32 protein-coding genes and 1 pseudogene are annotated in these 25,132 nt (G+C 53.1%); 20 read left to right on the forward strand and 13 right to left on the reverse strand.

The features are described 5' to 3' along the window. Positions 1–48 precede the first annotated feature (48 nt). The 3 genes from yjbM (at position 49) to CV944_RS03675 (ending at position 2,492) form a co-directional block, all read left to right on the forward strand. Entirely contained in the window at positions 49–687 is a 639-nt protein-coding gene (yjbM, locus tag CV944_RS03665; RefSeq protein ID WP_033010443.1) for a GTP diphosphokinase, read from the forward strand. Then, positions 684–1,499 carry an NAD kinase gene (locus CV944_RS03670; RefSeq protein ID WP_044743408.1) on the forward strand — a complete coding sequence of 272 codons (816 nt, stop codon included), beginning with the start codon at positions 684–686 and terminating at the stop codon, positions 1,497–1,499. Before yjbM ends, CV944_RS03670 begins: the two co-directional genes overlap by 4 nt. 93 nt (positions 1,500–1,592) lie before the next feature. After that, positions 1,593–2,492: an RluA family pseudouridine synthase gene (locus CV944_RS03675; protein WP_100663833.1), complete on the forward strand. Its 900-nt coding sequence runs from the start codon at positions 1,593–1,595 to the stop codon at positions 2,490–2,492. Positions 2,493–2,500: 8 nt separating this feature from the next. Here the strand turns inward: CV944_RS03675 and prpE are convergent, their stop codons facing one another. Both prpE and CV944_RS03685 read right to left on the reverse strand, forming a co-directional pair. Then, positions 2,501–3,238, reverse strand: coding sequence for a bis(5'-nucleosyl)-tetraphosphatase PrpE (prpE, locus tag CV944_RS03680; RefSeq protein WP_044743410.1), 738 nt, complete (start codon positions 3,236–3,238; stop codon positions 2,501–2,503). 146 nt (positions 3,239–3,384) lie between these two features. Continuing rightward, entirely contained in the window at positions 3,385–4,560 is a 1,176-nt protein-coding gene (locus tag CV944_RS03685; protein ID WP_033010448.1) for an FtsW/RodA/SpoVE family cell cycle protein, read from the reverse strand. 198 nt (positions 4,561–4,758) lie between these two features. Here CV944_RS03685 and fabI point away from each other — a divergent pair, with 198 nt between their 5' ends. Beyond that, on the forward strand, positions 4,759–5,535 hold the full coding sequence (gene fabI, locus CV944_RS03690; RefSeq protein WP_011230335.1) for an enoyl-ACP reductase FabI: 777 nt from the start codon (positions 4,759–4,761) through the stop codon (positions 5,533–5,535). A 113-nt stretch (positions 5,536–5,648) separates the two neighbouring features. Next, positions 5,649–6,059, forward strand: a complete 411-nt coding sequence (locus CV944_RS03695) for a CotO family spore coat protein (RefSeq protein WP_100663834.1) — start codon at positions 5,649–5,651, stop codon at positions 6,057–6,059. Between the two features lie 123 nt (positions 6,060–6,182). Here CV944_RS03695 and CV944_RS03700 read toward each other — a convergent pair whose 3' ends face one another. From CV944_RS03700 to CV944_RS03720, 5 genes are all read right to left on the reverse strand, one after another. Next, on the reverse strand, positions 6,183–7,796 hold the full coding sequence (locus CV944_RS03700) for a glycosyltransferase family 4 protein (protein ID WP_100659308.1): 1,614 nt from the start codon (positions 7,794–7,796) through the stop codon (positions 6,183–6,185). Continuing rightward, positions 7,793–8,893 carry a CotS family spore coat protein gene (locus CV944_RS03705; RefSeq protein ID WP_100659309.1) on the reverse strand — a complete coding sequence of 367 codons (1,101 nt, stop codon included), beginning with the start codon at positions 8,891–8,893 and terminating at the stop codon, positions 7,793–7,795. The genes CV944_RS03700 and CV944_RS03705 overlap by 4 nt, the downstream gene beginning before the upstream one ends. 264 nt (positions 8,894–9,157) lie before the next feature. Beyond that, the gene (locus CV944_RS03710; RefSeq protein WP_100659310.1) at positions 9,158–10,312 is read right to left on the reverse strand and encodes a glycosyltransferase family 4 protein; all 1,155 of its coding nucleotides are present in this window, start codon (positions 10,310–10,312) and stop codon (positions 9,158–9,160) included. Next, positions 10,309–11,265, reverse strand: a complete 957-nt coding sequence (locus CV944_RS03715; protein ID WP_100663835.1) for an NAD-dependent epimerase/dehydratase family protein — start codon at positions 11,263–11,265, stop codon at positions 10,309–10,311. Before CV944_RS03715 ends, CV944_RS03710 begins: the two co-directional genes overlap by 4 nt. Continuing rightward, on the reverse strand, positions 11,262–12,545 hold the full coding sequence (locus CV944_RS03720; RefSeq protein ID WP_100663836.1) for a UDP-glucose dehydrogenase family protein: 1,284 nt from the start codon (positions 12,543–12,545) through the stop codon (positions 11,262–11,264). Before CV944_RS03720 ends, CV944_RS03715 begins: the two co-directional genes overlap by 4 nt. A gap of 183 nt (positions 12,546–12,728) precedes the next feature. Between CV944_RS03720 and CV944_RS03725 the strand changes: the two genes are divergently transcribed. Beyond that, a complete protein-coding gene (locus CV944_RS03725; RefSeq protein ID WP_100663837.1) occupies positions 12,729–13,535 on the forward strand; it encodes a UTP--glucose-1-phosphate uridylyltransferase in 807 nt (268 codons plus the stop codon). 16 nt (positions 13,536–13,551) lie between these two features. On the opposite strand, the gene CV944_RS03730 is transcribed toward CV944_RS03725, so the two are convergent. The 3 genes from CV944_RS03730 to CV944_RS03740 all read right to left on the reverse strand — a co-directional run bounded on the left by CV944_RS03730 (position 13,552) and on the right by CV944_RS03740 (position 16,092). Beyond that, positions 13,552–14,634, reverse strand: a complete 1,083-nt coding sequence (locus CV944_RS03730; protein ID WP_100663838.1) for a glycosyltransferase — start codon at positions 14,632–14,634, stop codon at positions 13,552–13,554. Next, positions 14,631–15,635, reverse strand: coding sequence for a phosphotransferase (locus CV944_RS03735; protein ID WP_100659315.1), 1,005 nt, complete (start codon positions 15,633–15,635; stop codon positions 14,631–14,633). Before CV944_RS03735 ends, CV944_RS03730 begins: the two co-directional genes overlap by 4 nt. A gap of 154 nt (positions 15,636–15,789) precedes the next feature. Then, complete coding sequence (locus tag CV944_RS03740; protein WP_100663839.1) at positions 15,790–16,092, reverse strand: hypothetical protein; 303 nt, start codon at positions 16,090–16,092, stop codon at positions 15,790–15,792. Between the two features lie 180 nt (positions 16,093–16,272). On the opposite strand from CV944_RS03740, the gene CV944_RS03745 reads away from it, so the two are divergent. Then, on the forward strand, positions 16,273–16,623 hold the full coding sequence (locus CV944_RS03745; protein ID WP_033015715.1) for a DUF1360 domain-containing protein: 351 nt from the start codon (positions 16,273–16,275) through the stop codon (positions 16,621–16,623). A 473-nt stretch (positions 16,624–17,096) separates the two neighbouring features. Here CV944_RS03745 and CV944_RS03750 read toward each other — a convergent pair whose 3' ends face one another. After that, on the reverse strand, positions 17,097–17,864 hold the full coding sequence (locus tag CV944_RS03750) for a tropomyosin (RefSeq protein ID WP_033015674.1): 768 nt from the start codon (positions 17,862–17,864) through the stop codon (positions 17,097–17,099). A 102-nt stretch (positions 17,865–17,966) separates the two neighbouring features. Continuing rightward, positions 17,967–18,683 carry a BMQ_0737 family morphogenetic spore coat protein gene (locus tag CV944_RS03755; RefSeq protein ID WP_044744408.1) on the reverse strand — a complete coding sequence of 239 codons (717 nt, stop codon included), beginning with the start codon at positions 18,681–18,683 and terminating at the stop codon, positions 17,967–17,969. A 154-nt stretch (positions 18,684–18,837) separates the two neighbouring features. Between CV944_RS03755 and CV944_RS03760 the strand changes: the two genes are divergently transcribed. From CV944_RS03760 to CV944_RS17410, 11 genes are all read left to right on the forward strand, one after another. After that, a complete protein-coding gene (locus CV944_RS03760) occupies positions 18,838–19,167 on the forward strand; it encodes a spore coat protein regulator protein YlbO (RefSeq protein WP_100663840.1) in 330 nt (109 codons plus the stop codon). A 273-nt stretch (positions 19,168–19,440) separates the two neighbouring features. Continuing rightward, positions 19,441–19,665 (forward strand): hypothetical protein, encoded by a 225-nt coding sequence (locus CV944_RS03765; RefSeq protein WP_033010464.1) that lies wholly within the window; start codon positions 19,441–19,443, stop codon positions 19,663–19,665. A gap of 27 nt (positions 19,666–19,692) precedes the next feature. Continuing rightward, entirely contained in the window at positions 19,693–19,896 is a 204-nt protein-coding gene (locus CV944_RS03770; protein WP_033010466.1) for a phage holin family protein, read from the forward strand. Positions 19,897–20,056: 160 nt separating this feature from the next. Continuing rightward, positions 20,057–20,263, forward strand: coding sequence for a DUF1657 domain-containing protein (locus CV944_RS03775; protein ID WP_033010468.1), 207 nt, complete (start codon positions 20,057–20,059; stop codon positions 20,261–20,263). 102 nt (positions 20,264–20,365) lie between these two features. Further along, the gene (locus CV944_RS03780) at positions 20,366–20,836 is read left to right on the forward strand and encodes a YhcN/YlaJ family sporulation lipoprotein (RefSeq protein ID WP_232722021.1); all 471 of its coding nucleotides are present in this window, start codon (positions 20,366–20,368) and stop codon (positions 20,834–20,836) included. Positions 20,837–20,847: 11 nt separating this feature from the next. Continuing rightward, positions 20,848–21,327: a stage V sporulation protein AC gene (gene spoVAC, locus CV944_RS03785; protein ID WP_100663841.1), complete on the forward strand. Its 480-nt coding sequence runs from the start codon at positions 20,848–20,850 to the stop codon at positions 21,325–21,327. Further along, positions 21,327–22,340 carry a stage V sporulation protein AD gene (spoVAD, locus tag CV944_RS03790; RefSeq protein WP_100663842.1) on the forward strand — a complete coding sequence of 338 codons (1,014 nt, stop codon included), beginning with the start codon at positions 21,327–21,329 and terminating at the stop codon, positions 22,338–22,340. The genes spoVAC and spoVAD overlap by 1 nt, the downstream gene beginning before the upstream one ends. A 1-nt stretch (position 22,341) precedes the next feature. Continuing rightward, positions 22,342–22,698, forward strand: a complete 357-nt coding sequence (gene spoVAE / locus CV944_RS03795) for a stage V sporulation protein AE (RefSeq protein ID WP_100659320.1) — start codon at positions 22,342–22,344, stop codon at positions 22,696–22,698. Positions 22,699–22,710: 12 nt separating this feature from the next. Next, positions 22,711–22,917, forward strand: a complete 207-nt coding sequence (locus CV944_RS03800; RefSeq protein WP_100659321.1) for a DUF1657 domain-containing protein — start codon at positions 22,711–22,713, stop codon at positions 22,915–22,917. A gap of 12 nt (positions 22,918–22,929) precedes the next feature. Further along, positions 22,930–23,790: a DUF421 domain-containing protein gene (locus tag CV944_RS03805; protein WP_100659322.1), complete on the forward strand. Its 861-nt coding sequence runs from the start codon at positions 22,930–22,932 to the stop codon at positions 23,788–23,790. Positions 23,791–23,810: 20 nt separating this feature from the next. Further along, a complete protein-coding gene (locus CV944_RS17410; RefSeq protein ID WP_193443533.1) occupies positions 23,811–23,981 on the forward strand; it encodes a hypothetical protein in 171 nt (56 codons plus the stop codon). A gap of 138 nt (positions 23,982–24,119) precedes the next feature. Here the strand turns inward: CV944_RS17410 and CV944_RS03810 are convergent. Beyond that, positions 24,120–24,455: pseudogene (locus CV944_RS03810) on the reverse strand (thioredoxin family protein); the annotation flags it as partial. Positions 24,456–24,568: 113 nt separating this feature from the next. Between CV944_RS03810 and CV944_RS03815 the strand changes: the two are divergent. Next, entirely contained in the window at positions 24,569–24,805 is a 237-nt protein-coding gene (locus tag CV944_RS03815) for a hypothetical protein (RefSeq protein WP_015374185.1), read from the forward strand. Between the two features lie 76 nt (positions 24,806–24,881). Next, on the forward strand, positions 24,882–25,010 hold the full coding sequence (locus CV944_RS03820; protein WP_013146038.1) for a YjcZ family sporulation protein: 129 nt from the start codon (positions 24,882–24,884) through the stop codon (positions 25,008–25,010). Positions 25,011–25,132 lie beyond the last annotated feature (122 nt).

The raw sequence follows: 25,132 nt of genomic DNA on the forward strand, positions 1-25,132 counted from the left end.
CTTGGCCCAGGCTGTCAGGAAATTGAAAATAGATAGGCAGGTGGTACGATGGTAAACCATTGGGATTTGTTTTTAGCCCCGTATAAGCAGGCAGTCGAAGAGCTGAAAGTAAAGTTGCGAGGCATTCGCGCCCAGTTTGAGATGATTGAAGCGCACTCGCCGATTGAGTTTGTCACCGGACGCGTGAAGCCGGTTGCCAGCATTTTAGACAAGGCGCAAAAGAAAAACATCCCGCTCGACCGCCTCGAGGAAGAGATGCAAGATATTGCAGGACTGCGCATCATGTGCCAGTTTGTCGACGATATTAAAACGGTCGTCGAGCTGCTGCGCCAGCGCAACGATTTTACAATCGTCGAGGAGCGCGACTATGTCACGCAAAAGAAAGAAAGCGGCTATCGTTCATACCACCTCGTCATTCGGTATCCGGTGCAGACGATCCGCGGCGAGAAAAATATTTTGGCGGAAATTCAAATCCGCACGCTGGCGATGAACTTTTGGGCGACGATCGAACACTCTCTGAACTACAAATACAGCGGCCGCTTTCCGGAAGATATTAAAGCCCGGCTGCAGCGCGCGGCGGAGGCTGCCTACCGCCTCGATGAGGAAATGTCGAAAATCCGCGTTGAAATTCAAGAAGCGCAGGCCGCCTTTTCACGAAAACAAGAAGCAAAAGGGGAAGGACAATGAAACGAACTGATGCGCCGCTGGCCTTCGCCATTACGTCAAAAGGGGATGATGTGTCGAACGCCCTCGCGCAGAAGATGAAGACGTATTTGCTTGATTTTGATTTGCGCTATGATGAGGAAGCGCCGGATTTGGTCATTTCCGTCGGCGGGGATGGAACGCTGTTGTACGCGTTCCATCGCTATTGCCATCGGTTGGACAAGACGGCGTTTGTCGGCGTCCATACCGGCCATCTCGGCTTTTATGCCGATTGGGTGCCGGAAGAAATCGAAAAGCTCGTGATTGCCATCGCCAAAACACCGTATCAAGTGGTGGAGTACCCGTTGCTTGAGGTGACGATTCGTTACATTAACGGTGGGCGCGAGGCGAAGTATTTAGCGCTCAACGAATGCACGGTGAAATGTGTGAGTGGGACGCTCGTCATGGATGTTGAAATTCGCGGTGATTTGTTTGAGCGGTTCCGCGGCGACGGGCTGTGCATTTCCACGCCGACCGGGAGCACGGCCTATAATAAGGCGCTCGGCGGGGCGATTTTGCACCCGTCGCTCGAGGCGATTCAAGTGACGGAGATGGCATCCATCAACAACCGCGTCTTCCGGACGATCGGCTCGCCGCTTGTGCTGCCGGCGCACCATACGTGCTTGCTGAAGCCGGTCAACCATATCGATTTTCAAATTACGGTCGACCATTTGTCGCTCGTACATAAAGAAGTCAAATCGATTCAATGCCGGGTCGCCGACGAGAAAGTGCGTTTCGCCCGTTTTCGGCCGTTTCCGTTTTGGCGGCGGGTGCGCGATTCGTTCATCGCCGATTGATGCCCATCCGGCTGCTGGTCGGCTGCTGTTTCGGCGGAGGAAGCGCGCCGGCGTCGGTACACGATCACGATTTTGATGGAAAGGTAGACAAACATGCCGCCGTTTACACTGACCGTTTTGATCGATCAACAACATGACGGAAAGCTGCTGCGCCAGTTTTTGCAAGAGAACGGCATTTCGCGGACGGCGCTTACCGATATTAAATTCCATGGCGGGGCGCTGTTGGTTGACGGTCGGCCCGTCACCGTCCGCCATGTGCTGCGTGCCGGTGAGACGCTGTCGGTTGTGTTTCCGCCGGAGCGGACGAGCGATTGGATGGATCCGGAAGAGATGCCGCTTCATATCGTGTACGAAGATGATTACATCCTTGTCGTTGACAAACCGGCCGGGTTGGCCACGATCCCGTCGCGCCATCATCCGGGCGGAACGCTTGCCAACGGCCTGCTGCACCATTACCGAAGGCAGCGGCTCGATTCAACCGTCCATATTGTGACAAGATTGGACCGCGACACGTCCGGGCTTGTGCTCGTTGCCAAGCACCGCCACGTTCACCATTTGTTGTCCACGCTCCAGCAAAAAGGGAAGGTGGCGCGCACATATGAGGCCATTTGCCACGGCGTCATGGTTGATGACGAAGGGACGATTGATGCGCCGATCGGCCGCCGGGGAGACAGCATCATCGCCCGCGAAGTGCGGGAGGACGGCAAGCCGGCGGTCACTCATTTCCGGGTGCTCGAGCGGCTTCGCGGCTATACGCACGTGTCGCTGCAGCTTGAAACCGGACGTACGCACCAAATCCGCGTCCATTTGGCTTATGTTGGCCATCCGCTCGCTGGGGATGACCTCTATGGCGGGAGTCGGGAGATGATCGACCGCCAGGCGCTCCATAGCCGTCAGCTCTCGTTTTTCCATCCGTTTGCGCGCCGCTGGTTGACATTTGCCGCTCCGCTTCCCGGGGACATGGCGCATCTCATTGAAACGATGCGCTCATGAAGCGCCGGTTACGGGAACGAACGGAATTTTTCCGGAACGTATGGCATCGATGACGGAACCGAGACGGTCTCCATTTCCGGGTAGCGCAACGCAGTGAGCGCACCGCCGAACACACAGCCGGTGTCAATGTTGACGGTTCGTCCGACAAACCGCGGAGTTTTGACAGGCGTATGGCCATAGACGACCCATGCGTCGCCGCGATACCGCTTCGTCCAGTCGCGGCGCACCGGCGTCCCGTCCGGGTTCGTTTCGCCGGTGATGTCTCCGTATAGGACGAACGTCTTGACTTTTTGATCCGTCCGCCCGATATAATCATGGCGAATGCCGGCGTGGGCGATGACAAGGCGCCCCTCATCCAAAACGGCGTACAGCGGCGCCTGCTCATACAGGCGGATAAATTTGCGGCGGACCATCTCCTGTTCGCTCGGGGGCAAGGCGCGATATTCCGCGACGGTCGTCTCAAGACCATGGGCGATTTGCACGTTGCGCCCTAAAAAGAAGCGGTACAGCTTATTGCAATGGTTGCCCGGCACGTAGTAAGCCAGCTTTCGCTCGACAAGGGCGGAGACGATCTCAATCATGTTTAGCGACTCGGGGCCGCGATCGGTCAAATCACCGACAAACCCGAGCTTTCGGCCGCCAGGATGAACGGGAATCCCTTCGTTCCATACATACCCTAGTTTTTCTGTCAACGCAACAAATTCTCGGCGACAGCCATGAATATCGCCGATAATGTCAATGGCCATAGGATGCTCTCCTTTCTGACTATGGTCGGTATACTACCAGTATGTCCGTCAGACAATAGAAAGAAAAGAGGAGATTGCGCCGGGACAGCCGCAAAATGGGTGGCGGCCGGCAAAAACGAAGCCGCCTGCCGGTGATGGGCAAGCGGCTATTCATCGCTCGCGAACATAAATTTCCGCGTCCGCGAATGGACATTTAAGACAAGGCCGATCGCCAGCATGTACGTGGCGAGCGAGCTTCCTCCGTAGCTGATAAACGGCAGCGGCAGCCCGGTGATCGGCAGCAGCCCGATCGTCATGCCGATGTTTTGGAACACTTGGAACGTGATCATGCCGACGACGCCGGCGCATAAATAGCTGCCATACAAATCGTTGCTCTCAAGCGCGATATGGACCATGCGGTAAACTAGCAGGAAAAAGAGCGAAACGACGATGCTCGAACCGACGAATCCGAACTGTTCGGCAATAACCCCGAAAATAAAGTCGGTATGCGCCTCAGGCAAGTACACTTGTAAATTGCCGAGCCCCTTCCCGTACAGCTCCCCCGAGCCGATGGCCATCAACGAACGGATGAGCTGAAACCCTTGGTCGGTCGAATATTCATACGGTGCGAGCCATCCGTAAAACCGGTTTAATTGGTAATCTTCTTCAATGATATATTTATGAAAAAAGTCCGGAAAATAAAAGTATATGAATACAATGGATGCCACGGCCGCCACTCCGGAAAAGACGATGCCGAAAATGATGCGCCAACGGATGCCGGAAACGAGCACCAAGGTGGCGGTGATGGCCGTAAATACCATCGACATGCCCATGTCCGGCTGCTTGGCCAACAAGATGAGCGGCGGCAACACGGTGAGGGCGATTTTGCCGAGCAGCTTGAAATCATCGCGGATCATGGGTTCAGGGTATTTTTCCCGATGATTGACGATGATGCGGCTTAGGACGATGATCATAAAAATTTTCATCAGCTCGGATGGTTGAAAGTTGCCTCCAGGTAGATGATACCAGCTCGTCGCCCCCTTAATGGTTACTGATCCTGGGACGTTCAATTCCAGCCCAAGCAACAGCAACATCCCGAATCCATACAAATACCAAGCGATTTGAAACAGCCGATCATAGTCAATGATCATCGTCAAGGCGATCACGACAGCGCCGATGGCGTACCATTGCAGCTGCTTGGAAGCGAAGTTGACGTTCTGCAGCTTCTCGGGAAGCATCGGCTCCGCGCTGTGAATGGCGATGGCGCTCACCACGGCCATTAAGAATAAAAGAAATAATAAGTGATAATCAAGCTTCGATTGGGAAAAACGGTCATGATCCATGGAACGATCCTCTCCATTCAAATGTACCATATACCATATTAGCGAATTGAGTCGGTTTTGCAAAGTGGGAAAAACCGCCGGCAGCATGAAGGAGCCAAAAGGCAAAAAGAAAGCGCGCATTTACATTGTCTGCCGCATCGCCTATAATAGAATTAACACCTGGTGCTAAGAATAAATGATAATTGGGAGGATGAACGAATGGTCTTATCGTTGGAAGGACGTACATATGTCGTGATGGGGGTGGCGAACAAACGAAGCATCGCCTGGGGCATCGCTCGTTCGCTTCACGCTGCCGGCGCTCGGTTGGTGTTTACGTATGCCGGCGAGCGGTTTGAAAAAGAGGTGCGGGCGCTGGTCGATACGCTTGGGGACGAACGTTCGCTTCTGCTGCCGTGCGATGTGGCAAAAGATGAAGACATCGTTCAATGTTTTGCGCAAATCAAAGAACAAGTCGGCGTCATCCATGGCGTCGCTCATTGCATCGCCTATGCCAATAAAGAAGACTTGAGCGGTGAGTATATGAATGTCAGCCGCGAAGGCTTTTTGCTCGCCCATAACATCAGTGCGTATTCGCTCACCGCGGTGGCTCGTGAAGCGAAAGAGCTGATGACGGAAGGCGGCAGCATCGTCACCCTTACGTACTTAGGCGGCGAGCGCGTCGTGCAAAACTACAACATTATGGGTGTGGCGAAAGCGTCGCTTGATGCGAGCGTGAAATATTTGGCGAACGATTTGGGCAAATACGGCATCCGCGTCAATGCCATTTCCGCTGGACCGATTCGCACACTGTCGGCCAAAGGGGTGAGCGATTTCAACTCGATTTTAAAGCAAATCGAAGAACGCGCTCCGCTCCGCCGGACGACGACGCAGGAAGAAGTCGGCGATGCGGCGCTGTTTTTGTTCAGCGACTTGTCGCGCGGCATCACCGGGGAAATTATTCATGTCGATTCCGGGTATCACATTTTGGGATATTAAAGCAGCCAGCCGGCCGTTCCAAATACGGAGCGGCTGTTTTTTGTCTGAAGAGCAATTTGTTGGAACGGGGGGCATACATATAGAAAGAAGGCAAGCATGAAAGGAGGATCGGCATGCGCAAACATAAGGCGATGGAAACAGAGCCGTTGCTTTACATCGTACAGCCGAAACCGGTGCGCGTCACTGCGCATATGCAAGAGACGTTTACGTGGACCAGCCGGACAGAAAAGACGGCAATAGGCGCCATCGATGAACAAGACGAAACAAGAGAAGAAACGAAGGCGTTTCTTTCCAAAAAGGAATTTCAAGCGATGCCGCTTGACGAACAGCTCGTCTTTTTAACAAAGCTGCCCGGCCATTTGCCGCCGCTTAAATGTCAGTTTGTCACGCAGGAGCAAAGCTATGAAGGTGTGCTGAAGCGATGCACAGCGGATGAATTGGTGATCGCCGACGAGCGGGGGAACGAAACCGTTATCGGCCGCGCCGGACTTGTTTCCGTAACGATGATCGGATTTCTGCCATAACGGTTTCCCTTTCCCGCGTCGAAGCACAGCGTTGCCCGGATGCGGTGCATCGTCGGGAAAGGGATGGCCATAGTTCATGCCGCCCCTCACTGTTGCAGGAGACATTCCCGTTTGGCTTGCGGTTTATTTTTTGAGGCTTGCCGCTTTTCTTGCTGACGATGGTCCATTTGCGCCCGGAAGGCTTGCAATTGCAAAAGGCTTGTCATCATGTTTTGCTTGAGCCCGTTTGCGGTTCAAATGCGTTTTTGTCGCCGAGCCTGGCATCTGTCGGTTGCCGCTTGCAATAGTAAAAGGTTTCGAATGGCGGCCGGTTTGCACGTTCCGGGGGGCAGGAGCGCCTTTTGCGCTTTCGGTTTGTGACGCCATCGCCTCTTTTTGTTTGGCGCTCTGTTGATCGTCTGCCAGTGAGGCGGCACGTTTTTTCTTCCGTTTTTCGTTTTTCACATTCGCTTTTTCTGTTTTGGGAGGCATTGTCCGCGCCGCTGTATTCTTTTTCGACCGTTCCGTTTCTTTTGGGTCCGTTTGAGGCGACACCGGTTGTCCGAATGCCTCTTCTGTTTGCAGTTCTGTTGTGAGAGCAGCTGTTGATTCGAATTCTTTGGCTTGCTCCCACACTTCCAATAACTCCGAAGCGACCCGCTCCCAATGATACAGCGAAACAGCCAGCTCGCGTCCTTTTTCGCCCATTCTTTTCATCAAAGATGTATTGGATAATATTTGGGCGATCTTGTCGGCGAAATCGCTTGGGTTCTCTGGGTTTTCCACGATCAGGCCATTTTCATTCGCCAAAATGACTTCTGGATTGCCGCCTCTGGCTGTCGTGACGATCGGAAGGCCTGCCGCCATGGCTTCGTAATGGACGCGCGCCAACGGCTCCTGCCATTGGGAAGTGCAGACAAACACATCAGCAGCCGCAAACCAATTTTGGATTTCATTTGGGGAGACAAAGCCTGTTGTGATGACGGGCACAGGCATTCTTTTGGACAGCGCTCTTACGTATGCGACATAATCGGTAATATCGTTTTCGCTAAACCAGTTACTTCCGACAATGACAAGCGCTATGTCTTTAAACTTTTTGGCCAGCTCCGGCAATGCCAAAACGAGTTTGTCGACTCCCTTATTGCGCGACAGGCGGCCGGCGAACAAAATGACCGTTTTGTTTTCGAGTCCATACGCCCGTCGGATGTCGCTGCGGATTTTTTGCATTTTGGGATGGTTCCCCGGCAAAAATCGTTCACTGTCCACCCCTGAATAAATCGTGCGCAATTTTGGCGATGCCTGCGGGTATAGGCTGCGGATGACATGGCCGATATAATCGCTGACCGTTACGATGGAGGCTGCTTCTGCGATGGCTGCCGCTGCCTCATCCGGGTCGATTTTTTCCGGATGAAACATATCGTTGTGCATGCTTAACGTAATTTTGGCGTAAGGAGCCGCCTGCCGGATCGGAAGGACAAGGCGGGGGCGGTTAAAGATGTGGATGAGATCGAACTCGTTCGCTTCCACATAACGAACAACGTTTTCCCGGTATATTTCAAATACTTTGCCCGGTACGCGCACGTAATGAACCCCGTTGATCGTTTCCTCTTCGGGTAGCGATGAATCGCTGATGCCCAAAATGGTGATATCATGGAAGCGGCTTACATGTGGGAGAATGCCGGCAATATACGTTTGGATCGCCCCGCCGAGCACAGGGGGAACGGGGAGTTTTTCTGTGCAAACCATCAAAATCTTCACGTTGGCCCCACTCCTTTCCAGTCTTTTTCGATCTCCGCCAATACGGGCCATTTTGACTGGTCAGTTTCGACGATTGTTCGAGTTAATTGCGCTGTTTGTTCATTGAGGAAGATTTCGGGCTCGTAGACCATTTCTTTGATGTTTTTGTAAAATTCGTTTGGCATGGCCAAGTCAATCATCAAAATCTCGTACAATTCAGGCGTGATCGGGTTCGCTTCATGGTACGCGAGAATCATTTCCCGAACCCATTTTGCATCCCACCGGTATAAATCCGCCATGGTGCCGCTGATGAGTTTTCGCAAATCGCGAATGGGAAGGTCAAACGCCACTCCATCAAGGTCAATAATCCACATTCCGTCCGCTCCCATTTGGCCGTTGGACCAACCATAGTCTTGATGAGCCAATCCCCAACCAGTCGTCCCTTGTCCGACTAGCTCCCAATATTTCGATTGACGGAATCGTTCCATGCCTTTTCGCGCCTGTTCTTCAAATTGATCGATGACCTCCAGCAATGGCGAGCTTGCCGGCATTTCACGGTAACAGTGGGCAATGTTCCGAAACCAGCTCATTTTGGTGATCATCTTTTCATAGTTTTTTGGCCATTTGTGTAGCCGTGAGGCCATTTCTGCCTTCTGCGGAGGGATGTATCCTTTGCTTAGGCGATGGAATTCGCCAAGGGCGTAACAAAGCTGCTTGGCCCCTTCCAAATCTTTTGTGACTGGCGTCAACGGTTCAATCCATTCGGCCACAAACCACAGTTTTCCGCCTGCTTCCACATAATTGTTCCCGCTCTTCGTTTTGACAATCGGCGGCACTCTCGCCTTGCGCACCTCTGCCAGGTATTCTTGCGCTCCCAAGCTGAATAAGCTTCTTGTTGGCCTTCGGTGCAGCAGTTTCAAACTTTTCGGGCCAGATTTTGTTTCGAGTTTCCAAATCGCCCCCCCTTTATCCGGTTTGGTTGTGACGATTTGCATATTTTGAACGGATAAATCGTAGTGTTTCAGCACCTCTTCTGCCAGCTGGATAATATAATCAGGGACAAAAAATTCATGGGTCGTTTCATCAACAGGCCACGGTTCAATGACGATCGGCTTCACGCTATCCCTCCTGCCGGGTATTTCAGATGGTTTCCTCAAAAGATGAGGGATTGCTACTAGGGTATGTATGTAGAAGGAAATTGGATTGGGTAAGCTCATTACTGTAAGGATATTTCTTCTATGCCTCGGTTGCGGCTGCTGACGCCGGATGCGGCGGGAGGTCATTAACGGGGGCGGCGACGGCCAAAAAAGCGGTGTGGCCGGTTTTGCCGAAGCGGGCTGGGGACAAAAGAAAAGACCGCCTTAAAAAACCATTAGGCAGCCTTATTGGTCTGAAAAAAGAGAGGAGTGTGCTTCCGTATAAACAGTTTCAAACCGCTGGGCCACATGTTCGAATTGAAATTGCTCTTCAACGAGCTTTCGTGCGTTTTTTGCCATGGTTTCCGCCTCCTGTTTGTTTGAAAGGATGTAATCGATCGCCTCCAAAAAAGCGTGCGGGTTTGGATAGTCGTCGATGACTAGTCCGGTTTCGCCATGGCGGACGATTTCGGCGTTGCCGCCGCGGTTGGTCGTGATGACCGGAATGCCGGCGGCCATCGCCTCGTAATGAACGCGGGCGAGCGGCTCGTGCCATTGCGAGCTGCACACAAACACGTCGGCCATTAAGAACAGTTTCGGAATGCGACTGTGCGGGATGTAGTTTGTGAAGATGACGTGCTCCACAAACGGTGCCGCCAGCTCATGCAGCCAGTCGATATATTCGCTTCGGCTGTTGTCGCTAAACCACTTCCCGCCGGCAATGACGAGCACTGTTTCCGGATGGCGGGCCAACAGGGACGGCAAGCATTGCAGAAGCAAATGCGGTCCTTTTGTTTTGCTGAGCCGGCCGAGAAACAGGATGACTGGTTGGTCGGCAAGCCCGTACGCTTGCCGTTCGGCCCGGCGGATGCGCTTTCCTTCTTCCGTCCAGGCAGGAACGTATGGCGCCAGATCGACTCCGGAATAAATGACCTTGACTTTCCGAGGATCGACTTGGTAACGGCCGGTTACCGTCCGTTTGATGTATTCGCTGACAGCCGTCAGCAAGGTGCAGGCGTTGAGCGCCCGCTCTGCCTGCTCTGCTGTGATTTTCAGAGGCGAAAACATATCGTTATGGAGGCTCAATACAAAGGCGCTGTGCGGCGCCGCGGCGTGGTAATCGGCGAGCGCAACGGGCCGGTTGAAGACGTGGACGACATCAAACTTGCACGCCGAAAGCGCACGGGCTACGTCTGTTTCATAAGTGGCCTTTGGAAAACGGATGTAGCGGATGCGTCCGTTTGTCTCTTCTGACGGCAAAAGCGGATCATCAATGGAAAAAATCGTCAGATCATGGCGGCGGGCGATCAAGGGGGCAATCCCGTCGATCATCACTTGAATGGCCCCGCCCCGCACCGCCGGGGCAGGCAGTTTTTCTGTGCAAACGTAAGCGATGTTCATGAACGTTCATCCCCATACAATGAACGGATGTATTCGATTTCTTTTTGCAGGCCGTTCTCAAGTGTCACAACCGGCTTGTACCCGAGCAGCTGCTCCGCTTTCGTTAAGTCGGCCCACGTTTGTTTCGGCTCCCCGCGGGCGGCCGGCGCATAGTGGATGGTCGCCTGTTTTCCCGTCAGCGACTCCAGCAGGTGAATCACGTCATGAACCGATGCCCGTTCTTTCCCTCCGATATTGATCGTTTGCCCGACAGCTTCCTTGCGCTCGAGGGCGGCTGCCGTTCCGGAAATGCAGTCGGAAATATACGTAAAATCGCGCGATTGCGTTCCGTCGCCAAAGACGGTCAATGGCTGGCCGGCCAGCAGCTGGCGGATAAAGCGGTGGAATGACATGTCCGGGCGCTGGCGCGGTCCGTAGACGGTAAAGTAGCGCAAAATGACGATCGGCACGCCGAATTCGCGGAAATAGACGCGGCATAAATGCTCGCCGGTCAGCTTTGTAATGCCGTACGGGGAGAGCGGAAGCGGTTCGAGAGATTCTGACAGCCTGCCGCTCTGCTCGCCGTAAACAGACGAGGTCGAAGCATAGATGAACCGCTCAAGCGGTAAGTCTTTGCACGCTTCAAGCAGCCGCTGGGTGGCGGAAATGTTATGGACGGCATAGGCGGCAAAGTCTGTTCCCCAGCTCGTACGCACACCGGGCATGCCGGCTAGGTGGTACACCGCATCCACCCCTTGCAGCAGCGCCGGCAAATCGGCAGTCAGCAAATCGGCTTCAACTAACGCAAACCGCGGATGGGCTTGCAGACCGGCGATGTTTTTCGCCTTGAGCGGCGCCGGCGTTGGTCCGATGAAGCTGTCAACGCCGATCACCTGGTGTTGGCCATCTTCGAGCAATTTTTCACATAAATGGGAGCCGATAAACCCGGCTGCCCCGGTGACGAGAATGTTCATCCGCGCCCCACCCCCATATAGCATAAACCGCTTTGTTCGACAGCGCGGCGGTCCAAACAATTTCGGCCATCAAACACGAGCGTCCCGTTCATCATCGTTTTCACTTGCGACCAGTCAAGCGTTCGGAATTCGTCCCAATCGGTGGCGATCACTAAACCATCCGCTTCCCGAACCGCTTCGTAAACAGACTTTGCCTGTTTGACATTGGCGGGGGGAGCCGTGAGCTTTGCCTTCGGATCATAGGCGGCGACCGTGCACCCGCTTTCGCTTAAGCGGCGGATGAGCGCTTCGGCGGGGGAAAACCGCGTATCATCCGTATTGGGCTTAAAGGCGATGCCAAGCACGGCGATTTTTTTGCCGGCCAGTGGGGCGAGCTGCTCATGCAGCTTCTGAAGACATAGATCGAGTTGGGTGGTGTTGACGGTCTGCACGGCCTTCAGTAAATGAGGTTCCACTTGCCGTGAACGCGCTGCATGTTCGAGCGCTTTCACATCTTTTGGAAAACAGGAGCCGCCGTAACCGAGTCCGGCTTGCAAAAAGTGCGGGCTGATGCGCGGGTCGAGGCCGATCCCGCGGGCGATGTCATTGACATCGACGGCAAACGCGTCACAAATGCGCGCCATTTCGTTAATAAATGAGATTTTCATTGCTAGAAAGGCGTTGGCGGCGTATTTGATCAGTTCAGCGCCGGTCAAACTCGTTGTGACGTACGGGGCGTTGATGCCGGCATACATTCCTTGAATGACGGCGAGCGATCGGTCATCATCCGGTTCGAGTCCGACGACGATTTTGTCTGGGTGAAACATATCGTAGACAGCCGACCCTTCCCGCAAAAACTCTGGGTTGGATACGATTCGGAACAACTGCGGTTTCACTCCTTTGCGGATAAGCTCGGCACGCATCCATTCATTCGTCCCCGGCGGGACAGTGCTTTTCGTGACGATCGTTTTGTACGATTTGATCGTCGTTGCCAAGCGGTCGAGCACGGCTTCAATATAGCGCAAATCGGTGCTGCCGTCCGGCCGCGGCGGGGTGCCGACGCAAATGACAATGACGGCTGCCCGTTTGATGTAGTCCCAGCGGCCGCTGAATGTTAAATAATTAGAGTTTTTGGTGATCAGTTCCTCCAATCCTGGCTCATAAAACGGGATCTTTCCGTCATTGAGCAGGCGGATTTTCTGTTCGTCATGATCGATGCAATGCACCTCATGCCCCAGTTCGGCAAGGACGGCTGCAGTGGTCAGTCCGACGTAGCCAGCACCGATGATGCAAATGTTCATGACTTATAGACCTCCTTCGCGAAATGTCCGGCTTTTATAGCGTATTAATGGACAAGCTTTGTTTGCCATATGGCAAGCGCCTAAAACGCTGGAAATGACGTGGCCTATTTTCGCCGGACAACCTTCCCTGCCATTCGAAAGCGAATACGATAAGGTATAAAAAGAAGACAAGGGGGGACAACGATGGTCAAAAAAGCGATCATCCCCGCGGCCGGATATGGGACAAGAAGCTTGCCGGTGACGAAAGTGATTCCGAAAGAGATGTTTCCAATCGGCGCCAAACCGGCGATCCAATACATTGTCGAAGAGGCGTTTGCCTCCGGAATCGAAGAGCTGCTCATGATCGTATCGAGGGCGAAAAATTTAATTGTCGACTATTTTGACCGCTCCTTGGAGCTTGAAGCGTTTTTAGAGCGGCAAAACAAAGCGCACTTGCTAAAAGATGAGTTCATTCCGCCAGGACGGCTGTATTATACGCGCCAGCCATACGCGAGAGGATTGGGGGATGCGGTCCGGCTCGGCAAGTCATTTGTCGGGAGCGAACCGTTTGCCGTGCTGTTGCCTGACGACATCGTTTTGCATGACGGCGTTCCAGCCATTCGGCAGCTGATCGAGCATTATGAGCGCTCTGGAAAAAGCGTGGTCGGCCTTAATCGGGTGAAGCCGGAGGAATTGCACAAATACGGGGTTATCCGCGGGAAGCCGCTTGCCGATGGGACGTACCGCATCGACGATATGGTGGAAAAGCCAAAAGCCGATCCGCCATCCGACTTGGCCGTCATCGGCCGCTATGTGTTCACGCCGGCCATTTTCTCGCACTTGGAGGCGCTGCCAAGCTCCGGGGAAGAAGAAATTCAGCTGACGGAAGCGATCCGCCGCTTAGCGGCCAAGGAAGGATGCGAAGGGAAGATCGTCGCTGGAGCGCGGTTTGACATCGGGACATCCGACGGTTATATGGCGCTTCTTTCGGCGGTTTGGAAAGAGAAATGAAAAAACCAGGTATTCATTACCTGGTTTTTTTGGCTATTAAATCATACAGCCGCTCTTGTTCCTTCATTTGCTTAGCAAGGTTAAACCGTTGTTCGATCACCTTGCGCGCCTGTTTGGTAAACAAGGGGGCTTGCTCCGGATGTTCGAGGAAAAAGCAGATGCCGTTCGCGAGCTCTTTGTCGTCTTTTTCTGGGGCGAGGTAGCCGGTGCGTCTGTGTTCGATCAATTCAGGGATGCCGGCATGGTTGGTTGAGACAACGGGCAGCCCGCTTGCCATCGCTTCTTTCAGGACGTTCGGAATGCCTTCGATGTCTCCGTCCGGAGCTGTCTCGCTTGCCAAGCAAAACAGATGGGCGCGGTCCATTTCTTGGGCAATGGCGGCGGCATCCATAGCGCCGGGCAATTCGACAAACGGAGCGAGACCGAGCTCATTGACAAGCCGGCGGATGTTTTCTTCCTCTTTTCCGGCGCCGATAATGCGGAGACGGCAGCGCGGGTGTTTCGCCCGCACGCGCCAAAAGGCGCGCACGAGCGTTAAAAACCCTTTTTTCTCGACGAGCCGGCCGATTGAGAGAATGATGATATCCCCGCTTGCTGGAATGGTCCGTTCGCGGTACGGAAATAAATCAAGCTCAATGCCGCCGTAGAGGACATGGATTTTTTCTGGGGGAAATCCTAACGTAACGAGTTCGTCAGCCAGGTAACGGCAAACGGGAAGAAAGAGCGCTCCGTGCTCTTTAAGCAGGCTGTACCGCTTTTGGTTGCGCCGGAAGCTGTTATATTTCGCCGACCCGTCGCGGCCGCGGATGCTGACAATAAGGGGAATGCCATGGGCAACACAAAGCGGAAGAATTTCAACGGCGTGTTTTCCATGATGGGCGTGAATGGCGACGATGTTTTGCTTTTTGGCGAAGCGGCCGAAATGGCCAATATCGTTAAGATGGTAATAATTGACAAGCGGAAACGGATGGCTGCCGTCATCGGCGAACGATCCGATAATGATCGGCCGGTATTTTTTCAAACGAACCATTTGGTTGTAAATAAACCGTTGGTTAATTTTCATTTTTTCATGGATAAAATGGGCGATCGTTCGTTTCATGTTCTTGATCCCTCGCTTTTCGACAAGTCGGACAAAAAAGCGAACTTTTTCCTTTCCTGCTCAGCGAGGCGGATGAGCAAGTCCAACGGCGGCTGGCTGCCTGTCGCCCGCTTTCGCGTCTCTTGGCCGATGATTTCGCTGTAAAACACATGCGGAAACATGGCATCAGCTAAGTAGACGCTTTGATACGAAGCGTAGAGCGGACAAATGGAGAAATAGATTTCAAATAATGACCGAAGTCTTTTGACCACGTTGTTTTTCGGGTTTCTTGTTAAGGAAATGAGCAAAAAGCGAAAATCATCGAGCGGGAGGCCGTAGTAAGCGCGGTCAAAATCAATCATCATCACGTTATTGTTTTCGGCCAATAAAAGATTGTTGCTGTTATAATCCCCATGGCAAATGGCTTTCCGTTTCGCCGCTTCACGGCAAAAGTCAGCGACATCGCTTTTTTCAAGCAGCGCATAGCTTTTGGCCGCAAGCTGGGCCATCTGTTTCATTATATGAGAAAGAGAGGTCCCATTATTAACGGTCTCTGCCTGTTTCTGTAAATACGCCGTCTTTTCCTGGTGTGCATCCAGTATGTCGGTCGGTTCGGGGAAGGACGGCGGATGGGGATCGATCCAATCGTCGAATAGGCTGTGTTTGTGAAAACGGGCCAACCATTCAATCCGTTGCTGGAATGAGGGCTTGCTTCCGCTTGAGGGAACGTACTCCATCAAGTAGTAATAGTGGTTTTTTCGTTGAACGTAAAGTTGCTTTGTTTTTGTCCGGATCATTTTTGGGACGTGAAATCCAGTTTCATACAGTTTGGAATGAAGCAAAATCGGGAAAGGTGTTTTATCCTCATTCAGCCGTTTTAGTACGCACCGCTCACCCGTTTTTTTGTTTTGCAGAAGCCATACTTTTTCCTTTTTTAGCTCGCCGGCGATATCCACCTCGGTTTCCGACAGGCCGTAGCTGTGCAACACTTCAAACAACAGGCGGGATCGTTTTGAAGCCACGATCAGTTCCTCCTAGCGCCAATGGTCGATTAATAAGAGTGTATGTAAAGGGAAACGAGTTGGTATAGACAGGCGCACCAGCCATGGCGAAAAGGGGCGGCAAAAAATAAGGCCGACTGCGCTCTTTGGCGCAAGCCGGCAAGGCTTTTCTTGATTATTCTTCCTCGTCCTCGAGCTGTTTTTGTGAATCGGAACGCATGGAAGCAGGGAGATCGATTGCCGTGATCGCAGTCGCATTGAGGGAAAGCGGGCGCCCCCCATCTTCGTAGAAACGGTCAACCAACAGCGAAACGGTGTTCGTCTGCGGCTCGAAATCGAGAAAAAGCGCATTGTAATACGTCTCATTGGCGGTGTGTACGTTCACTTCTGTGTTCGGCGGAAGTGCCGTCAGCTGTTCATAAAGAGCGCGGGAAAGGCGGGGGCGGGTCGGCCGCCGCTCGAAAAAGACACGGTACATTGTGTCGCCTCCTTTCTTGTCTCTTGTGTTAAAAACCTATACTCCATCATATGATTGGCGTAGGAGAGCGTTTGGGTAAACGTCCGCACCGGAGCAGGTTCGCCTGCTGCCGGGCCGGGGAGGCGGAAAAAAGTGCACGCCTCCTTTTGCGGCCGCGGCGAGCGGAAAGGGGAGAGGAACGTGGACGACCCGTTTTCCTTTATTCTTCTTTGTTTAGCCAGCTTTCGCCTGACGAGGCTCATCGTATACGATACGATCACCGCCTGGCTTCGCCGGCCTTTCCATGAATGGGTGGAGGAGGAGCTTCCGGACGGAAGAAAAGAAGTATTTCTCATTTTGAAGGGCAGCGGATTGCGGCGCTGGATCGGCGAACTGCTAAGTTGCTACTGGTGCACCGGGATATGGTGTGCAGCGTTTTGTTATATTGGGGTTGTTGCTTGGCCGGCCGTTTTCCAGCCGCTGATCGTGCTGCTCGCAGTCGCCGGCGGGGCGGCGCTGATTGAAACGGTTGTCAGCAAGTGGCTCTCGTAAGGGGAGAGACGCTATATAGATGCAACAAAGAAGTTTAACATATCCTTGACAGAAAAGTGGTTTGCCCATTTTCGACTGTCGAAGGCAAGCGTGTGGCTTGCCTCCGTCACGCCTTAGCGTGACGGAAGACCGAACAACGACTCGCTTCACAGACCCATTCATGGGTCTTTAAGCGGCGTTGTTCGGTCACTCGACAGTCGGATGCAATGACCGGCAAAGACGAAAAATGTTAAAGCTTTAAATTGCATCTATATAGCTTGCGTCATCCGGACCGGCTGCAGCGGAAAGCTGCCGCCTGGATGGCTGGCCGACGGCTTCCGCCGGCGGGAGATTGTCTTTCGGTTGGTCTTGGATACTTGAAGCATCATGCCCCCGCTGCTGCTGTCAAGCAAAGATCGTTGCTGCCGACAAGACGAGGCCGGCTGAAGCCGGCCGGGAAAAGCAGCCGCTCCATTGGATGGGGCGGGCTCCGTTTACCATTGGACGGCGATGCGGTTGGCCGCGGCGGCGCCTTTGGGCAGTTCAGCGCCATATACGAAGCCGTCGACTGTCAGGGAGCGGACGTTGCCGGACGGTCGAACCGCAATCTCAAACTGGGAAAAGCGCCGTTCTTCACCTGGTTCAATGGGGACGCCATGGAGCGGGGCAATCCAATATTCGCCGTTTTGCCGCACTTTTTCCCGCCAGTTTTCTTGGATGAACGTCCAACCTTCGGCGCCGCTGTCAGCCAGCCCCTCCTGTGCGGCGCGCCCGCTTTGGGGGAGCGCAATTTTTCCGCTCAGCACCGCTGCTTTCGGCGGCGAGATGCGGAGGCAGACGACCGGATGGTGAAGCGGCGCGGTTCCGCTGTTGCGGATGATGAAGTCGCCAATCACGACAATTTCTTCTTCATCAAGGTGCGTCGGGATCATAACCGAGTAATGAAACAGCGCCAGCACGGAAGCGGCTGGATCGGCGCCGGTGGTTTGTTGCGGTCCGGAGACGCGATGCTCTGCCTCTTCGAGCGCGATTTCATACAACAAAAGCTGGCGCTCCAAGGCCGCGATCTTTTTCTTGTACATTTCGGCGTTGACTGTTTCGGCTTCACGCAATTTTTCTTTTAGATAGGCGCTGCGCATTTTTTCTTTTTCCAGTTCGGCCTCAAGCTGCTTGATCTGTTGCCTGCACGAGGCGGCTTCAGACCGGTAGTGAATAATTTGCTGCTGCAGGCGGAGGTGCCGGTCATCATTCGCATTTTTCACTCGTTTTCCACCCCTTCCATTTTTATCTTATGTATACGCGGAAGGCAAATGCCATATAAAAAAGGCTGTTGTTGAGAACAACAGCCTAAGCGGTGCGGGACGTTACATTGCTGGGAATACGTCCGGGCATTGTGGCGGGAATTTGGTTGTCGGGCACAGCGCAGCTTCGGCAAGTTCTTCGCGCGGTTGGCAGAAGCGGGCTTCAACTTCGATTTTGACGTCAGCTTCCACTTGGACTTCAAGGCATAAGGTGATGGAAACGTCGAGTTGAGTGAAGTTGTCCGTGCAAACTAAGCTTGTATCGCATTCAAAGAAGGAAATATGGCAATTGAGCTGCGTGCCTTCCGGAGCGCATAAGATGAATGTTTGCGCCGTGGCAAACGGAATCGGCGCCGATTGGCAAATCACCGTGCCGGTCGGGCTGACAATTTGCACAACGACGTGTCCTTTGACGAGCGCTTTGACTTTTTGCAATGTCACGGTCTCCCCGGAAGGAAGGGTGACGTTGACGGGCTGCCGGCCGTTTGGCTGCATGATTTCTTGGCAAATCAGCGCATCCTGGTCAACAACCGGATCGATTGGATTTCCGGCAGCGTCTGTCAAGAAACAACGAATGGCAAAGTTTTGCGGGTCCATGTTTTGCGCCGCCAAAAAGTCGCAAATCGTCCCGTCTCCCGGACAAGTGTCCGATGGGAAAATCGTTTCCAAATCATCGCCGCTGAAGCTTTTTAATGGCACGTCGATTTGCCGCGTCACCCAGTCATAAATTTTGCGTGTTCTGATGCATACCCTTTCCGTATCGCGACGGTAATGGCCCATTTTCTCGTTCCTCCTATCGTTCATTTGTTCCCCAACGCCTAATGGTTTGGGACTACTGTATACTATGAATGATATAGGTAAATGTGTTGGGACAGATGCGGATTTTTTGTCGGCAGGCGTCTGCCGGACGATGAAATAAAGGGGGAGATGACGAATGAGAGAACAACGGGGAGCGGCGAAGGCAGGAACAAAAGGGATAGATGAACGGCGGCTGGCTGAGCGGATTGCTGAGCTGGAGCGCCGGCTCGAAGAAGCAGAGGCAGAAAATGTAGTGTTAAGGGAACTGGCTTACCAAAGCAAGCAACGTTATGAGCAAATAAAGCAGCTGATGAAACAAAACGACGAACTTCGCCGCCAGCTGCAGCAGCTGCAAGGAGAGACGGGAGGAGTACGTGACGAAGAACGGCCGGACAGCTGGTTTTTCCGCACGCTGCGCCAAGAAAATGCGATTGTGCCCCGCTCGGACGAGCGCAAGGAAAAATGAGAGGCACCCTTGGCCGATGGGGCCATACAATAGCAGTAGCCATACATTTTTTTCATCTGGAGGGATGAGGCCATGACGAAACCAATCTCGCCCAAACCGACGGCTTGGGCGCTCACCTCGACAACCCAGCCAGTGCGGCGCCCGAGAGGCTGCGGCTGCGGCCGGCCGCCGGTCGTAAAGAAATAGCACAAATCCGTGAGAAGCGCCTATACTCCGCTTCCTCTCCTTGCATAGTCTAACAGTGCAACTAGGCGAAAGGAAGGGGGGATGGGCATGTCGGATCGAAAAAAAGCAAAAGTCATTCATGTCGATAAGCTGATCATTCACGCTGATGATGTTGTGATTGCGCCGCGCGGACGAATCCGCGACCCGTGGCTGTTCCCGCATCGCATGGACGACGAGGTCGAAGCGGTCGAAGATGTGCGGGATGAAGAAGAGCATCATGAAGGAGGCCACGACCGGGACGAAGGGGAGCGGAGACCATTCTCATGGATTTAGCCATAGAGCAAGTGGGGGACAGAAACGGTGGAGCGTTTTAAAAACTACGGGCTTTGGCTCGGGATCGGGTCGTTTGTCGTACTGGCGCTGGAGACGTTTGGCGTCGACATCGACCTCGGCAAGTACGAACAGCTGTACCATGCGTTGTTGAGCATTTTGGTGATGGCCGGCATTTTAAACAACCCGTCGCTCGGCCGCGGTTATTCCGATAAAATCGATAAAAAATCATGAACGATCAGGGCGCCTCGAGCAAAGGCGCCCTTTTTGCGCTTAAAGGAGCAGGAAACATGACTGGTTGTTTTACAGAAAATTACAATTATAATTCGGCGGCAAAAAAAACATTCTAATGATTGTCACCAACAATTCCACACCATTAAGGAGGACATAAGTCATGACTGTTGCTACACAAGTGAAACAAACGTTAGCGGGATTAAAAGCCGCTCAAGCCAGCTTTGAAACGTTTGCGTTGCAAACGGAAAACCAAGCCGCTAAACAGCTTTACCAACAAGCTGCTCAACAAACGCAAGCCGTCATCGATTTAGTGAACTCACGCGTGCAAGAAATTCAAAACGAAGAGCCACAATATAAACAACAATAACATTTGCTGAGGCGGATGTTATGTTGGGGGCGGGAAGGTTGGCAGCACGCCAACCTTTTCCCCCGCTTCACGGAAATACATAAAACGAATGGGTTGATGGCGATGAAAACATGGTGGTTGGTCGTTGTCGCCGTGGTGATCGCGGTCAGCGGCTGCGCAAAAGAGGAAACCGAACAAAAGCAATCGCTGCAAGGGGCAAACTTGCTTCGGGCGCACACATCCGGGACGACGAAGAACGCCGAGCTTGACCAAGGGCCGGCCGAGCGGGCCGCCTCCTATTTGCGCCAACGCGACGACGTCCGGGATGTTGTCGCGGTCAACACGGGCGAGAAGTTGCTCGTTGCTTATCAAATTCCGCATTTGCAGCGGTGGAATCGAAAGAAGATTGAAAAGGACGTCGATAGCCGATTGCGCAACATGTTTCCTGGTTATGACATCATTTCTTCCAGTGATTTGAAAATTTTTTGGAAAACGAAGGAGTTAAAAGCGAACATGGGGAAACGGCATTGGGATGGGCGAAAAGTCAACCGCGAAATCGGGCGCATTAAGGCGCTGAGCAAAGAGCAAACATAAGAGGTGTCGTTATGGCGAATGAAAAGCGAAAAAAATTGACTCCAGTCCAACAAGAGTATCACTTATTTGAAAAAGAGCGGGAAACGAAGCGCCCGATCGTCCGCAACTGCGCCTGCGCGTTTCTCGTCGGCGGCATCATTTGCGTGATTGGACAGGCGATTTCTTATTTTTACATGTACTTTTTTGACTTCACCGAACAAACAGCAGGGAACCCAACGGTGGCGACGATGGTCTTTTTGTCGATGATTTTAACTGGGTTTGGCGTTTATGACCGGATCGCCCAATTCGCTGGGGCGGGAAGCGCCGTGCCGGTGACAGGGTTTGGCAACGCCGTCATTTCCGCTGCTATTGAGCATCGGACAGAAGGGTTTGTGCTCGGCGTCGGGTCGAACATGTTTAAACTGGCCGGCTCGGTCATTTTGTTCGGCACGTTTGCCGCGTTTGTCATCGCCCTTGTCAAAACGATTGCGACCCAGTGGGGGGGATTGTAATGCTGAAAGGGCACCGCACATGGGTGTTTGCGAACAAGCCGGCAATCATCGCAACAGCGGCGGTCGGCGGGCCGTTTGAGGCGAACGGCCGCCTCGCGGAAGACTTTGATCTTCTTCACGAAGATTTATGGCTCGGAGAGGAGTCGTACGAGAAGGCGCACCGCGTGCTCATGGAAGAAGCAGCGTTTCAGGCGATGGAAAAAGCCGGATTAGAGAAGGAAAAGGTGCAGTTTCTCATCGCCGGCGATTTGATCAACCAGATGACGCCGACAAGTTTTGCCGCCCGAACGCTCGGCATGCCGTACCTTGGCATTTTTGGCGCCTGCTCAACCTCCATGGAAGGGCTTGCGCTCAGCGCTTTTATTACCAACTATGGCGGGGCAGACTATATCTTAACCGGTGCGTCAAGCCATAACACCGCTGTCGAAAAGCAGTTCCGCTATCCAACCGAATACGGTGGGCAAAAGCCGCCGACAGCGCAGTGGACGGTAACGGGAGCTGGCGTGGCGATCGTCAGCCCGAAAGGGGACGGGCCGCGCGTGACGGCAGCGACGATCGGCCGCGTTGTGGATATGGGGCTTGCCGACCCGTTCAACATGGGTGGAGCGATGGCGCCGGCGGCGGTCGATACGATTGAGGCGCATTTGCGCGACATGCAAATCGATGCATCGTATTACGATTTGATCGTCACCGGCGATCTAGGGCGAATCGGACGCCAAGTCTCCCTTGACTTGCTGCGTCAGCACGGCATTGACATCGATGAAGAGCGCTACCAAGATTGCGGACTTCTCATTTACCGTGACGGACAGCCGGTTTTATCCGGAGCGAGCGGGGCGGCTTGTTCCGCTGTCGTCGTTTACGGGCATCTCATCAAACGGATGCGCCGCGGCGAACTGAAGCGCATTTTGGTGGTGGCGACAGGGGCGCTGTTGTCGCCATTGTCGTTTCAGCAAAACGAAACGATCCCGTGCATCGCCCATGCGGTGGCGATCGAGTACGGAGGTGAGGCGTAGCGTGTTGGCCATGTTTTTTTGGGCGTTTGTCGTCGGCGGGCTGATTTGCGTGATCGGGCAAATTTTGATGGATGTGTTTAAACTGACACCTGCGCATACGTTGACGAGTCTCGTCGTCGTCGGGGCGATTTTGGATGGATTCGGTTTGTATGAGCCGCTCATTGATTTTGCCGGCGCCGGGGCGACGATTCCGATTACAAGCTTCGGCAACGCGCTCGTTCACGGCGCGATGCAAGAGGCGGAAAAACACGGCATTGTCGGCGTGTTGACCGGCATGTTTGAAGTGACAAGCGCCGGCATTTCCGCCGCTATTGTGTTCGGGTTTATCGGAGCGCTCTTGTTCCGCCCGAAAGGATAAGGAGGGACGCGGATGACTGTTGCCTCGCAAGTGAAACAAACGTTGGCGAGCCTAAAAGGCATTCACGCTGGGCTGCAACAGCTGGCGCTCACTTCCCAGGATGAAACGGCGCAGCGGACGTTTCATGAGGCGATGCTTTCCACTGAGGAGATCATCGCCGAACTGAAAGACCGGATCGGCCGGCTCGAGTTCGAGGAGCCGCAATATCACGGAAAGTAAGGAGCATGATCGATGCCTATATGGTTAGAAACCGCCATTCGTTCGATTTGCATTTTAATCGGGTTGTTTGTGATCACCCGCATTCTCGGCAAAAAGCAATTATCAAAATTGTCGTTTTTTGAATACATCGTCGGCATTACCGTCGGCGATATCGCTGGAACGATGTCGGTCGACTTAGGAATTTCGCTGCAAGAAGGCATCACCAGCATTTTGATTTGGTCGCTGTTTCCAGTGGCTGTCGCTCGACTCTCGCTGCGCAACAAGAAATTTCGCGATTTTGTCGAGGGCAACTCCACGGTTTTTATTAAAAACGGCAAAATTTTAGAGGAAAATTTGAAACGGGAGAAATATACGGTTGACGAGCTGCTCGAACAGCTGCGCAAAAAAGATGTGTTTCGCGTCGCCGACGTCGAGTTTGCGGTGCTTGAGCCGAACGGCGACTTGAACGTGTTGCTGAAGCGGGAAAAGCAGCCGCTCACTGTCGGCGACGTGTTCCCAAACCCGCCGCGGGAAAAAGAGCCGCAGACGGTCATCATGGACGGCATGATTTTGGATGAGCCGCTCGCTACGATGGGGCTTGGCCGCGGCTGGCTGAAGGAACAGCTTGACAAGCAAGGAGTGGCAGTGGAAAACGTCTTTCTTGCCCAAGTGGATTCGTATGGGCAGCTGACGGTCGATTTGTATGACGACAAAATTCAAGTGGCGGAACCGCAAGAGAAAAAGCTGCTGTTGGCTGCGATGAAAAAAGTGCAAGCTGATTTCGAATTGTACGCACTGCAAACCGATTCGCAAGAGGCAAAAGTGCTCTATGAAAAACAGGCGGCAAAAATGACGGAGCTCATTCAAAAAGTCCAGCCGCTGCTGCGAAACTAACGTTGAGGAGGACAAAAACAATGGAAAACAAACGAACGAAAACAACCGATGAGGAAATCCAAATCCAATTAAAAACGAACGGCCGTCCGGAGCGAACGCGGACGACCGATGAGGAAATTTCGATTGAATTTATGTTTGATAATCCGCAATTGACGCGCCAGCCGAAAGATTACGACGAGATTGAATACTAAGTCTGCCGTCTGGATGTGTACGGGCACGTGTGGAAAATACAATCAAATACGCTCTGGAGTGAAAACCGCCGCCCGAAGCGTGGGCGGCGGTTTTCATGCCGTGCCTTAGGCAGAGCCGTGGGAGGCGCGGCAGGGCTATCAAGCCGGCAGCGATTGCAAAAAGGCGCGCACTTCTTCCGGCGTTTTCGCATCGGCGCTATGCAGATGGGCGATTTTTTCCCCGTTTCGGAACACAAGAAGACTTGGAATGCCAAGCACTTGGTACTTCTCACCAAGATCTGGAAACTGGTCTCGGTCGATTTCGAACCAGTCGTACTGCCCGTAATCGCGGATGATGTCATCGATGAACATGTTCAGGCGCACGCAGTCTGGACACCAAGTTGTGTAAAACTTCATAATCGCTGGCTTATCGCCGGAAATGGCCGCCTCGAATTGCTCAACTGTTTCAATTTGTCTCACATTCGTTCCCTCCCTTTCATGTTGCCGTTCATCTTTACTTTACCATATGGCAAGGCAAAAAAAGAACGGGGACGCCTTCACCTCGGGCAGTCGTTTTTGCATACAACAGTAAGAAAGGAGGGGAAAGTGTGAGCAAAGAGTTGGAAAAAGCGCTCGAAAATTGGGTTGCGTCGCGCAAAGAAGGGCATGAAACGTTCATCCGCCTGTTTGAACAATGGGGAAAGGACTTTAACAAACAGCTGCAAGAAATCGAAAAATTGAACAATGGATTTTTAAAAAGTGTACAAGGCAACTTGGACTACATCGAGCAATGGTTTGCGAAGAAGGAGCGGGAATTTGCCGAGCTGTTCCGCCGATTTGGATGACAAAATGGCCTTTGCGCCCATACGCCCCGCTAAGCCGGTGAATACGATACAGTAAACGGAGAAGGAGGTGCACATTATGATGGGCTTCTGCGGTTATGGTTATCCTTACGGCTACGGCTATGGCGGTGGCTATGGCGGTGGCTTTGTGCTGATTGTCGTGTTGTTCATTTTGTTGATTATTGTCGGCGCGGCATTTGTCGCCTAACGGAAAAAGCGAATGGGATACGGGCCGTTTCGGCGCCACGGAGCGGCTCGTATTTTTCTTTCCCTAATTTGATGCACGCCGAGGCGGGAGCATCATACGATATAGCAGGGAGAAGGAGGCGG

This window comes from Geobacillus sp. WSUCF-018B, assembly GCF_002809985.1.
GTDB lineage: Bacteria > Bacillota > Bacilli > Bacillales > Anoxybacillaceae > Geobacillus > Geobacillus thermophilus.